Genomic DNA, 12475 nt, shown 5'->3' on the forward strand with positions numbered 1-12475 from the left:
TTTCATGCAGCTATTTGATCACAACCACATAATTTTTGAAATGTTTTTTTATATGACTGTATCCGAGATACACCGCAGGAGATCCCTCACCCTCGAGGCGCTCGGGTTCGGGATGACGCGGGGAGTTACAGAAAATGTCTTTATGATGTTTTGATTATCTAAAAGAGGAATGCGTAAAATATATTTTAGACTAGATAAGCGGTTATCTAATATTCATTTTTTAATGTATCTCTACAGGCAATTACATCCTCCCATAAATCACGAATAAAGTCTGAATCTTGTAACTCATGTATTGTCACAGCAGGGGGTAATAGGGAGTTCACCTCTGCAAAATGATTTTTTACAACCTCTCCTTTTTGAAAATCCTTTAAATCTGTTATGTAAGCAATAATACGTTCCTCAGGCAAACGCTCGATAATTGCTTCTTGTCTTTTTACAATACTAGAAACTTTCTTTGGTGATATAGCTGGATTTAAATCTATAAAATGATCTACTAGAGGCTCGTATAGAGAAGATAACTCTATTACTCTCTCTGCTACTCCGACGATGAGTCCACTCATGCCATTTTCAATTTCTTTATCTTTTAAAAAGCCTGTGAATAAAACATCGAGAGCAACAGTTCCGCCATAGGTAATAAGTGGTTTCTTTCCTGAAATGTAATTGGCTAGTGCCTCAATAGTTACTCTGTCGAAATTACCTCTTATTGGTAAACCATTATCAGGAAAAGTACCATGAATTCTATAGTAGGGTACATCATGGTCTATTGTTGATGCTAATTTACTAATAACCGGTGGTTTTGTTTTAAAAAAACCGAGGAACTGTTTCCCAATACTCATACCTACACTCCGGATAAATAAAAAATACTTCAAACAGCACAATTGATTAAAATAGAGTGTGTATTTTTTATGTCACCATGTACTAAGTATAGACATTATTTGGATTTGACAAAATAAATAGAAACAGAAGGATTATTTGCCAATAAAGAAATAACCCGCTTATTCCATTTGATCTCTAGACTGTAATAAATCCTGTAACGGTTTGGGTAATATCGAGCGAATTTTATGTGTTATTTGTGCTTCATTCTTTTGCCAAATGATGCCTAAATAAATAATAGTAAAGCCAATAGCCGTCAAAGCGACAGGGAATAAGTAACTGAGGTTAAATACACGGAATGCTAAATATCCCAAGTAACAACAAGAACCTAAAGCACCAAATAGAACAAATACTTTTCTATTTAAAATGACTCCAATCAAGATCATTAATAAATTGATGCATAAGTATATAAATTTAGAAAGCTCACTATCTGAATGTTGTGTGCTCAATCCCCCCCAAAAAGCAATAACTCCGAATATATAGAGCCAGAAGCTATAGTCTGCAGAATGACTTGATCGAATATCTACCCAAAAAGCAATTAATACGGTAATTATTCCAAAATACATAGAAACCATAGCACTTAGTTCATACGTATATGTATCAGGAGCAATCATAGAGGTAAGATCCATAGACATGTACCAAAGAGTAACTGCAATGGGCATAATCATAAACGGATAGCGATAGATCCAGGCCATTATTATTCCCACGATAAGCGTCCCTAGTTCCATGAAGATCCAGTTCCATTTAACATAGACATGATAGTCATGATACACCGTATTATCAGGTGGCCACCAACCCATTCCTTGTTGAAGTCCGTAGATAGCCAGCGGAGTAAGACAGATTACAAATGTGGCACATATTCCAGCGGGTATTTTATAACCCATATCATGTAGCTTGTGAGTAAGTGCAATACCGAGAATCGAATAGGACACCGAGAGAAACAAGATCCCCCAGCCTCCATACAGTTCCCATCCTAAATTCATGAATAATGTCATTGCACCTATAGCTATGAGCCCACCAAAATAATAAAGAACATTCGTTAGATTAAACCCTGGGCTTTGTTCGGGTAGGTTTTTTATGAATTCAATTAAATCATTGGCTTGTTTTTCTGTGATAATTTTAGCCTCAATGGCCTTATTCATCATATTCCTGGAAATTTTCATCATATCTCCATTAGATGAGAAATGCTTCTCCAATATTAAATTATAGTTAGACGAATGGAAACAGAGAGGTTTTATTCTAATTTATTTGTTGTAACGTGGTTAATTTTTTGGGCTCTTTTTTTTCTAACGTGCATCAGTAGTGAGTTATGTTCTAGCATGAACAACCTAGGCAATTCTTTCTCAGATCTGAGAAAATGGCTGTTGAAGAAATAGCCATTTTACTGAAGGAAGGTAACTCCCCACGTCATCCCGAACCCGAGCGCAGCGAGGGTGAGGGATCTCCTGCGGTGTAACTCGGATACAGTCATGTAAAAAAACATTTGAAAAATTATGTGGTTGTGATCAAATAGCTGCATGAAATACTACGAACAAATCATCAGCACACTATTGGCTAGGATTGCGGAACTAGAAAAGAGAGTGACGCAACAGGCGGCCAGGATAGCAGAGCTGGAAAAACGTTTAAACAAGAACAGCAGCAACAGCTCAAAACCACCATCCAGTGAAACCACCACGCACTACTTCATTGCGTGAAAATGGCAAGCATAAAAGCGGCGGTCATAAGGGTCATAAAGGCATGGATTGTGTGCTATCAAAACCAGCACTTGATACCAGAGGATCGGATTCAGCAGATGTTTAGGGATATGTATAACCTGCCGATAACGACGGCTTCCATTGCTCCATTTAACAAAATGGCCTATGAGCAATTGGAACTTTTTGAAACGAAGGTCCTGGCATTTGCTCAAAAAGCACCCGTGAAGAATCTGGATGAAACAGGTTTTCGTGTGGGTGGGAAAACACAATGGATGCATACGCTATCAACACCTGATTGCACTTATTACCATGTGTCACCAAAGCGAAAATCCTTGATTGATGGTGTCAAAGGTATTGCTGTTCATGATTTGATTAATGCATTGAACCCAGAGTGGGATGATTTGTATCAATCGATTCTTTAAAAATTGTTCCACCTGACAGGAGATCCCTCACCCTCGCTGCGCTCGGGTTCGGGATGACGTGGGGAGTTACGAAGGAAGAATAAATCGTTAAATAGTGTTTTCAATTTTATTTTCTGATGAAAGCTTTGCTGTATTTTTAGGATGCTCAGCAGGCGAAGAATAAGAAGAACAGTGACGGTCTTTTCCTCTTGGTAACCATACTCGATATAACAAAGTTAAATCTAGAGCTTCTGTATTTTTAGTCCTCTCGTTTTTAGGTTTAAGAGAGCTCCTTTTTCGATTAGAAGTTTCGCAACACCATAAACTTCCTCTCTGCCGTGTTCCTCTATATATAAACTAGTGGGTGAGGAGGATTAGAGGTATTCCAAAACCGTTTGGCTATAAGCAAAATTAAGTCTATGACTTCTTAGTGGAAGACATAATCGATTTATCAAACCTTAATAAGGCAGGAATAATTTGACTGCTATTTTCACATTGGAGTTTATTTCTAATATGTTCAAAATTCTTGTCAACCGTACGTTTTGAAATTTCCAATATGCTTGCTATGCGAGGCAAGCTAAATCCATAATAATATAGATAAATGATTTCTTTCTCCTTATTAGTAAGATTCTTACATGCTAAAAAACTAAATGGTAACTGAGTGAAATCAAAGGTCTTATCAAAAAATTCAGATATCGTTTGCGATTTATTCGCATAATTTAAGATTTTATTGTGTAAATTTAGCGGCGAGACCTTTCTATTAGCAAACGTTTCATTCGCTTTTATCGTGAAGTCCTTGGGCAAGATTAATAAATTTTCTCTAGTTAAGAGTTTACGACATTTATTCGCTATGTCTTCACAAACCTTATCTAAAATCCCTAAATTATTTAATATAAAATTATTAGATTTAATCGGATCAGAAGTAGAGGCAAGAGTAATTATTTCTGTGGAAAATTGATTAGGGGTATGATTTCTTTTTATAAAATCATAAAAAAAAGTATAACCTCGAGCAGTAACAATTCCCTTCAGTTTATCATCGAGTAAATTATCGCTAACAATGCTTGAGACATAATATTCATGATCTAATATTTCAATATCTCTTAGTATTTGTGCTGCGTAGAGCTCATTATGAAAAAAATCTGTTAATAAATGTTGCTCAGACATGATTTGGAAATAGTTTCCATTTAAATCATAATACATGTAACCCCAATTATAAATTGGAGATTCATCAAAAAAAGGATGATAAGCATTAGCAAACCAACCTGTATACATTTTCATTTTAGAAAACTGAGTCATGGCAAGTCTCTACTATTTGATCAAATTATAGCCCATGCAATTTTGTTTTTATTTGGAATAACTGGAATACTCCTGAACAATTGTACTCAAATTAAACGAGCAATTAATAGGTTTTGATTTCAAAATTTAAATTAAAACGATGAATGATAAGAGCGCAGAAGAATCCACCGTTCTTTCTCAAAATTTAGGTGAGTTAAAATTGGTCTAAAATGAACAGTAAATGGATAAGGAAATCTTATGCGCCTAAATTTATTTATAGCTTGCCTCTTATGCTCTTTTCATTTGTTTGCGCATCCAGTTCTCATTGGCACATCAGACTCTAGTCCGCCTTTTAAAATCCCATTAAAAGATAAAACCCAATTCTATGGTTTTGAAATCGATCTCATGAAGGAAATATGTCAACGTGCGCAACTCGACTGTCATTTCACAAATATTACTTTCAAGGACTTATTTAAAGAAGTAGAAAATGGCCAAATAGACTTAGCCATAGGAGCAATTGCGATTACTCCGGATAGAGAGAAAAATTATCTTTTCAGTTTGCCTTATCTTATCGGTGGTGGACAATATGTAACCAAAATATCGAGTTCAGTTAAAGCAATTAATGATATTCAGGGAAAGACAGTTGGAATAGAAAAGGGAACTATTTTCAAGGCATGGGTCGCATCGCAATTTGGCGATACAACTCAAGTGCAGGAATATAATACGATAGATGAGGTGTTACAGGCACTTAATAACGATGACGTCGATGTAGCCTTGTTCGATAGTGACATAGTTGAATATTGGGTTGCTAATAGCAGCGATCAACTTAGACCAGTTGGTGCTCCAATGGGAACAGGATATGGGATTATGGCCAATACGAATCATCAGGCTCTCATTGGTACAATTAACAAATATCTTCTTGAATTAGAAAATGATGGGACTTACTTAAAGTTGTATCGGCGCTATTTTTAATTAATTTTTTTAAGCGACTGAATGGAAGATTACCAAGTGACCCAGTTAAATGGACAATCTCTGAATAGGGATTTTAAACCCTCGTTCCATGTCGTTGTGGATGGGTGCATACGAAATTTGTAGAAAACTGGTGAGTTTCTCCCAATGCTTCAGCATGTATTTTATGGCTTTACCTAAGGAATCATTAGGCTCGACTTGTTTGGGCAATAAAAAGACACTCCATGTATTCTTTAGCCTCACTCATCGCGGATAAACTGTGTTTATGGTGGTAAACCAGGCGCTGTTGTTCATCATGTCCCCGTTGTTTTGATTGCTCATCCATCTTAAATGGAATTGAACGCGCTGTTTTTTTGATTATTCACGCGTATTATTTTAATCAAATGAGCAAATACTGATCATATAGATATATACTTGTTATATATCCAGTGACTCACGCCAGTAGGGGCTAGACAGATGTATACTCAAGTACAGTTAACAACACCACAATTTAATTTTGATATCTTTGATGAAATGACTCATGAAGAGGCTCAAGCTTTGCTTTCCGTATATTTTGAGCACCTGGAGAAAGATGAGCAGTATAGAATAATGTCTAATAGTAATGATTTATGGCTAATACGCAAGAGTAGAGAAGTAGGCGTCTTAACTGTTGAATCCCGTGCTTACGATTGGAATAAAAAAGATTTTATAGAAAAAGACGCTGTCCGTTTGCGGTTAACTACAGGTGGCTGGAAGTCTTATGATGATACCGATTATAAACCAGAAGACGTACTTGAAATAACAAAAGGTAATATGAACGCTGACCGCATTCGTGATTTACAAAAGGCGTTAGAAACTAAATATCCCCCGCAAAACATGATTTATCCGGAATTGGCACATGACGCATCGCAAAGGAAGATGAGAGAGTTACCTGTTAATCATCCGCACAGATGCATTATTCCCTGTCGGGAAGTAGATAAAGGTATACTAAGTAGGTCTGACACCAATGATTTTCCATCAAGACATCTTGACGTAGCACGGCGTGCCATACAACAGAAGAAAGAGTCACAGGGATATATACCAAGTATGACATGGAGTCCTCCCAGTCCTCCCAGTCCTACCACAGAAAGTTTAAAAGAAAGATTACGTAAGCAAAAAATTGAGTGTACGGACCCAAAAGGGTTTGAGCAAGACTTTCATCGAGAACATCAGAATCTTCGTCAGAACGAGTGGTTCAAAGGTAGAAGAAAGAGCTCTATTATAGGTACGGAACAATTATCTGAAATTCTGGAACATGCGTCACAAAAAAATAATAGAAGTAGAGCTGTTTGTGTCAAATTGGGGTGGTTGAAGAAAGATGGTACTTTAGCCGATAAAGCACCAGATATCATTAAACAATCTTATCACCAAGGTAAAGCTGACCTAGCTGAAGCTGGATCAACTAAGGCTGAACCAACTAAGGCTGAATATAAATGATAAATGTTACTTTAGGTTGTCGAACCTCTTTAAATAATAAGTTATGGGTTCTGTTAATTTAGAGTTTATTAAGCCAGGTAAACCAATGCAAAATTGATTTATTGAGATGTTCTATAGAACGTATCGCGCGGAGATACTGGATATGTATGATTAAGGATTTGCATTATTACGAATACTTGGCTCTGTAACGGTATGCTCCTTTTCCGCTTCCGGGGCAGGGGATGACGATCTAAGCTCTTGCAATTTATCTCTGAAACCTTGTTGAATTTGGCTGGTTTTATCCGCATCGTTTAATTCATCAGATAATTTACCTAAGGCTTTAACTGCATGTTTTAATGTCTTTTTTGTTTTGCTAAAATATGCAATCTCATGATTTTTTTTCATTTCATCAATTACACTAATTATTTGTTGCTGCAACTGATCTATACTTTCTTTATCCCTTGTATCAACAATCTCAAGATTCTTCAAAACAATATCTAGGTGTTCCAGCTTTTCTTTTAATTTTGCTACTTCACGATGCTGAGCCCCATATTTTGCAGGGGCTTTTTCCAGATCATAAGCAACTATCGACCTTCGTATCGCAATTTCTTTTTTTGCTATGGCTAAATCGATCTCTGCTGAAGTTTTTATTAGGGAGCCAAACTTAAACTTTTCAATAAAATCTTTTAATGGCACGGCTTTTGGATCCCCTGGATTAAAAATTTCGTGTCCTTTTTTCCATGAGTCGAAGACACGCTTTGACACTAAAACGGCCCCCTTATCATTGGGATTTGCATCAATCCAGTTATGAGAATCTTCATGTTCTTTTTTAAGCACTAGATCATTAGTAATCAGCATGGTTAAGCTTTCTCGACTATGTTTTTTAAACCATTTCTCCGCTGCTTTTGATCCAAATTGTCCGAAACCAAATCCCTTTTTACCATAGGCTTTCGATTCAGGAATGTTCGTATTATTTAAATCAAGAGGTAGAGGCTGCTCTGGATCGTCATTTTTGGGAAAGTCTGATGTTTTCAACGCTCTTCTTGTTCCCATATAAGTAACAACTTTTGGAAATAAAGTGGAATCTTCACCATCTACACGACAAAATATTGGCTTTGTATTGGGTAATTTTTCAATGTCTTTAAGTAATTTTGGACCTCTTACTGGATTAAGATTAGATGAGAACGTTTCAGGAATGACAACACCAAGTAATGGCAAACCACTATCAGGTGGTGCTGTTACGAAAACAGCTTCCCGCATTCTATCTTTTACATCTTCCAGGATGCTGCTTTTTGAGTGTAAATTAGAAATACCCGTATATCCTTTATTATTTGCAGCCTGAATTACTAATTTTCTCATTTGAGAGACTTCGCGAATGACACCACCGTCAACAGATACTACATCATTTCCAGATTGGTCACCTGCATATTTTGGAAGAAGTTCTGTTGATTTCTCTACAGCTGCTTTAGCAGCAAATGACTTTCCACTACCAGAAGGACCTGCAACAATAACAACTGGGCGTTGCTTCCATCTCTCTCCTTCAAAATGGGTGGTAGAGGCTCGGAAAACTGCATTCATGTATTCATTGCTGTTCATCTCCTCTTCTAAGGCCAGTTTATACAACTCAGAACCTTCTTTACCGAGAAAACTCTCCATTGAAATAGTTGCCTTTTCAGGATTTGTCTCCCGAACTGCAGGGTCTCCGCTAAATTGGCCATCTTTGGATGCATTTTTCTCTGCAACCAATTTTATAAATTGTTTTCTAAAGAACGTACGATCATTGGCTTTTTCTTTATCCTCATCACTTGTAATTCCGTGGTCTCTCTTATATTTCTCAACTTCTTGTGCATACTTGAGTTTATATTTAATAATTCCTTCATAAAGCTTTGCTGCACTTTCTCCTGAGAGACGATCGGCTACAAAATGACTATCTATTTCCCTTTGATTCATATCAGAATCGCTTGAGGATAAAGGTTTATAATCGCCAATCTGAGCGATTAACTGCTCAGACTGTGTGGCTACTTTAATATCTTTTTCATAACCCATAATTTTTCCTATATCAATTTTTACCTTTTTTTACCTCGGATGAAGTTATTAATATCTTTTGAGTAATTATAGTGTACGAACAGTGTATGGTCTAATTTTGACCACGTTGGGTTGCTAGATTAGAGTCTTATTATTCTTTTACAAGGAAATATTATTGATTGATAATTAATCAAAGTGTTCTGTAATCACGGTAATTACATTTAAAATGATTGAGTATGATGCATTATAAATTTTTTAGGATGAAAGATTCCATGACATCTCGAGAAAGTGCATTAAAACATTTTTTTAGTCGTTTTCCTGAAAATGAATTAAATGTTACCAAAGGATTTTGCCTGGTTGTAAAAAATTTATTATCTGATTAAACCTTTACACTGGAGTTCATTAAAGGGTTACATAAAATTTGTACTTTTGGGGTGAGGAACATGCTGGCTCAAACTCCAGGTGAATTTCGCAGTACGGGTGCTTCATGGAAAATGAATACTTAATTTGATTCATTCGAGGGATTAATCCAGACGATCGATTACCTAAAATCAGCAGAGAAAAAAATGGGGCGTCTGGCGTGGATTTATCGATACAAACTAAGGACAGTAATAAATACATTTCAAGTTTTCTTGCTGAGGATACTTATTTGTTAGCTGATCTAATATGGAACAACTTAAAGGATGGCTCTATTATTAATATACTTCTCGAGAAAAATGAAAGTGACTCAGTCAATTTTTAGATGCAGTTTGTAAAGAACATATTGAGCAATTAGAAGAAGCATTAGAACATGCAGAATCAAAACAAGATAAGTTGACTGCAATATTTACTTATTTAAAGCATACTGTACTACATCATCCATTTCAGGATGGGAGAGGCCGTACCTAGTCCGTGCTTTTATCCCAATTTTTATTAATGCGTGAAAATCTTTTACCTCTTTTAATTCTTAATTCAAACATAATTCCAGGTTACTCCATAAGAGAACTTGTAGATGAGTATTTACGAGTAGAAAAGTAAATGGATAAAATCTTGGAATTTACACACAATATTTCAAGTGATGAAATGGTAACACCCAATATTGATACAGAAGAATTTCTATCACGTGAGTGTCGAGGAGGCAGCCATTCAATTTCAGCAAGTAAAAGGGAACTATTTAGAATGGAGTAAAGCACAAGAATATGAGCGTTCCGGGCTTGAGTGAGAGCATTCTTAGATAGGCAAACAATTTTATTGTTTCTCCTCTTTTTCCAACTTGTGACCATCCAGATGGCGTTCATTACGTTCATTTTCCAGCTTTTCTATCTGCTTTTCCTTTTTTGTTCTTCCGAATTTAATACGATTTTCAGAAGCTTTCTTTTCTTTTTCCAAACGAATTTTAGCCTTTCTCTTTTTATTAAGATTAATAATCTCTACCATAGCACTCTCTGCAATTATGTATTGTTTATACTATAGCGCATAAAATACACACAAATCATCTAAATAGAGAGAGACATCAACAGAATTAGCTCGAAATAATCATAAAAAAATGATTAATGGAATAAGTTTTTGCTGCAAATCCGGATAAAATACTGTACAATATGTGACAAATTTTTATCCATTAACTTAATAAGAGCGCTATGACTGATTTAAACCTTTATAGAAATATTGGTATCTTCGCCCACGTAGATGCCGGAAAAACCACCACTACCGAGCGTATTCTTAAGCTCACTGGTAAAATCCACAAAATAGGTGAGGTTCATGATGGTGAATCAACAACCGATTTCATGGAACAGGAAGCCGAGCGCGGTATTACCATCCAATCCGCAGCAGTAAGTTGCTTCTGGAAAGGTCATCGTTTCAACGTAATCGACACCCCAGGACACGTTGACTTCACTGTAGAAGTATATCGTTCACTGAAGGTACTCGACGGCGGTATCGGGGTATTCTGTGGCTCTGGCGGCGTTGAACCTCAGTCAGAAACCAACTGGCGCTATGCGAACAACTCAAAAGTATCTCGTTTGATTTTCGTTAATAAACTTGACCGTATTGGTGCGAACTTCCTGAGAGTAACTGAGCAAATTAAAAAAGTATTGGGTGCCCATCCTTTAATCATGACTTTGCCGATTGGCTTTGAAGATAGCTTCGTAGGCGTGGTCGATTTATTAACACGTCAGGCATATGTTTGGGACGAATCTGGGCAGCCAGAAAATTTCAAAGTTACTGATGTACCAGCCGATATGAAAGACGATGTTGAAGCGTATCGTGCGCAATTAATTGAATCGGCACTTGAAATGGATGATGAGCTGTTGATGGCTTATTTAGAAGGTGAGGAACCTTCAATTGAAGAAATTAAACGTTGTATCCGTAAAGGAACACTTGAATTAGCCTTCTTCCCAACTTATTGCGGTTCTGCTTTTAAAAACAAAGGGATGCAGCTATTATTGGATGCAGTGGTTGACTATTTGCCTGCTCCCCATGAAGTTAATCCACAACCTTTGACTAATGCTGAAGGTGAACCAAATGGCCAATACGCTATCGTTTCTCCTGATGAACCATTCCGCGCTTTGGCATTTAAAATTATGGATGACCGTTTTGGTGCTCTAACATTCGTACGTATTTATTCAGGAAGACTAAATAAAGGGGATACAATTCTCAACTCCTTTACCGGTAAAACTGAGCGGGTTGGACGTATGGTTGAGATGCAAGCGAATGAGCGTCATGAATTACAAAGTGCTGAAGCAGGTGACATTATAGCGATTGTAGGTATGAAAAACGTTCGAACCGGCCATACTCTTTGCGATCCTAATCATGAATGTACACTTGAAGCGATGGTTTTCCCTGAGCCAGTTATCTCTATCGCGGTTACTCCAAAAGATAAAGGCGCTACTGAGAAAATGGCGATTGCTATTGGTAAGATGGTAGCAGAGGATCCAACGTTTAGAGTGGAAACTGATCAAGATTCAGGTGAAACTATTCTTCGTGGTATGGGTGAATTACATCTTGATATTAAAGTGGATATTCTGAAGCGTACCTATGACGTTGAATTGATTGTAGGCCAACCTCAGGTTGCTTACCGTGAAACCATAACCAAATCGATTCAAGACAGCTATACTCACAAGAAGCAATCAGGTGGTGCTGGTCAATACGGTAAAATTGATTACACCATTCAGCCTGGAGAACCAAATACTGGGTTCACTTTCATCACATCTGTTGTCGGTGGAAACGTTCCTAAGGAATTCTTCCCTGCAATCGAGAAAGGGTTCCGTTCAATGATGGACTCTGGTACTTTAGCAGGCTTCCCGGTGTTAGATGTTGTTGTGAACCTGACCGATGGTGCTTACCATGCCGTTGACTCATCAGCAATCGCATTTGAAATCGCGGCGAAGGGTGCTTTTCGTCAATCAATACCAAAAGCTGGTCCACAATTGCTTGAACCCATCATGAAGGTTGACGTTTACAGTACTGAAGAAGATGTTGGTAATGTGATTGGTGACTTGAACCGTCGTCGTGGAATGATCTCAGGCCAAGAACCCAGTGCAGCTGGCGTCCGCATTAAGGCTGATGTTCCTCTTTCAGAGATGTTTGGTTATATCAGCACATTGCGTACTCTTACCTCTGGTCGTGGTCAATTCTCAATGGAATTCTCTCACTATGCTCCTTGTCCAAACAATGTAGCTGAAGCAGTGATTGCCAAAGAGAAAGAAAAGAAAGCTGCAGCAATGGCTTAAGACTGCTAGTAACTTTTAGAAAGCTCTGTCAGTTCGTTCTGATGGAGCTTTTAAAACCTTCAAATTAAGCACCCTTTTTTTGAAGTGACTTTCAATG

13 protein-coding genes are annotated in these 12475 nt (G+C 37.2%); 6 read left to right on the top strand and 7 right to left on the bottom strand.

Features of this window, described 5'->3' with window-relative positions:
* Positions 1-206: 206 nt before the first annotated feature.
* Both BW930_RS03630 and BW930_RS03635 read right to left on the bottom strand, forming a co-directional pair.
* A complete protein-coding gene (locus BW930_RS03630; protein WP_058468070.1) occupies positions 207-836 on the bottom strand; it encodes a hypothetical protein in 630 nt (209 codons plus the stop codon).
* A 159-nt stretch (positions 837-995) separates the two neighbouring features.
* A complete protein-coding gene (locus BW930_RS03635; protein ID WP_058468069.1) occupies positions 996-2036 on the bottom strand; it encodes a hypothetical protein in 1041 nt (346 codons plus the stop codon).
* A gap of 354 nt (positions 2037-2390) precedes the next feature.
* Between BW930_RS03635 and BW930_RS17095 the strand changes: the two genes are divergently transcribed.
* Both BW930_RS17095 and BW930_RS03640 read left to right on the top strand, forming a co-directional pair.
* The gene (locus BW930_RS17095; protein ID WP_172461581.1) at positions 2391-2567 is read left to right on the top strand and encodes a DUF6444 domain-containing protein; all 177 of its coding nucleotides are present in this window, start codon (positions 2391-2393) and stop codon (positions 2565-2567) included.
* A gap of 2 nt (positions 2568-2569) precedes the next feature.
* Positions 2570-2989, top strand: a complete 420-nt coding sequence (locus BW930_RS03640; RefSeq protein WP_076547476.1) for an IS66 family transposase — start codon at positions 2570-2572, stop codon at positions 2987-2989.
* A 396-nt stretch (positions 2990-3385) separates the two neighbouring features.
* Here BW930_RS03640 and BW930_RS03645 read toward each other — a convergent pair whose 3' ends face one another.
* On the bottom strand, positions 3386-4264 hold the full coding sequence (locus tag BW930_RS03645) for a helix-turn-helix transcriptional regulator (protein WP_058469439.1): 879 nt from the start codon (positions 4262-4264) through the stop codon (positions 3386-3388).
* Positions 4265-4600: 336 nt separating this feature from the next.
* Between BW930_RS03645 and BW930_RS03650 the strand changes: the two genes are divergently transcribed.
* Positions 4601-5215, top strand: coding sequence for a transporter substrate-binding domain-containing protein (locus tag BW930_RS03650; protein WP_432416329.1), 615 nt, complete (start codon positions 4601-4603; stop codon positions 5213-5215).
* Positions 5216-5260: 45 nt separating this feature from the next.
* Here BW930_RS03650 and BW930_RS17485 read toward each other — a convergent pair whose 3' ends face one another.
* Both BW930_RS17485 and BW930_RS17100 read right to left on the bottom strand, forming a co-directional pair.
* Positions 5261-5371 (bottom strand): hypothetical protein, encoded by a 111-nt coding sequence (locus BW930_RS17485; protein WP_349267172.1) that lies wholly within the window; start codon positions 5369-5371, stop codon positions 5261-5263.
* Positions 5372-5399: 28 nt separating this feature from the next.
* Entirely contained in the window at positions 5400-5537 is a 138-nt protein-coding gene (locus BW930_RS17100; RefSeq protein WP_162263009.1) for a hypothetical protein, read from the bottom strand.
* 131 nt (positions 5538-5668) lie between these two features.
* Here BW930_RS17100 and BW930_RS03655 point away from each other — a divergent pair, with 131 nt between their 5' ends.
* Positions 5669-6667, top strand: a complete 999-nt coding sequence (locus BW930_RS03655; RefSeq protein WP_058469441.1) for a hypothetical protein — start codon at positions 5669-5671, stop codon at positions 6665-6667.
* Between the two features lie 150 nt (positions 6668-6817).
* Here BW930_RS03655 and BW930_RS03660 read toward each other — a convergent pair whose 3' ends face one another.
* Entirely contained in the window at positions 6818-8692 is a 1875-nt protein-coding gene (locus tag BW930_RS03660; RefSeq protein WP_058469442.1) for a hypothetical protein, read from the bottom strand.
* A gap of 996 nt (positions 8693-9688) precedes the next feature.
* Here BW930_RS03660 and BW930_RS17105 point away from each other — a divergent pair.
* Positions 9689-9838 carry a hypothetical protein gene (locus BW930_RS17105; protein WP_154668507.1) on the top strand — a complete coding sequence of 50 codons (150 nt, stop codon included), beginning with the start codon at positions 9689-9691 and terminating at the stop codon, positions 9836-9838.
* 60 nt (positions 9839-9898) lie between these two features.
* Here BW930_RS17105 and BW930_RS03665 read toward each other — a convergent pair whose 3' ends face one another.
* A complete protein-coding gene (locus BW930_RS03665) occupies positions 9899-10087 on the bottom strand; it encodes a DUF4169 family protein (RefSeq protein WP_058469443.1) in 189 nt (62 codons plus the stop codon).
* A 200-nt stretch (positions 10088-10287) separates the two neighbouring features.
* On the opposite strand from BW930_RS03665, the gene fusA reads away from it, so the two are divergent.
* Positions 10288-12378 carry an elongation factor G gene (gene fusA / locus BW930_RS03670; RefSeq protein ID WP_058469444.1) on the top strand — a complete coding sequence of 697 codons (2091 nt, stop codon included), beginning with the start codon at positions 10288-10290 and terminating at the stop codon, positions 12376-12378.
* The last annotated feature ends 97 nt before the right edge of the window (positions 12379-12475 follow it).

Source organism: Fluoribacter gormanii, from assembly GCF_900156395.1.
Lineage (GTDB): Bacteria > Pseudomonadota > Gammaproteobacteria > Legionellales > Legionellaceae > Legionella > Legionella gormanii.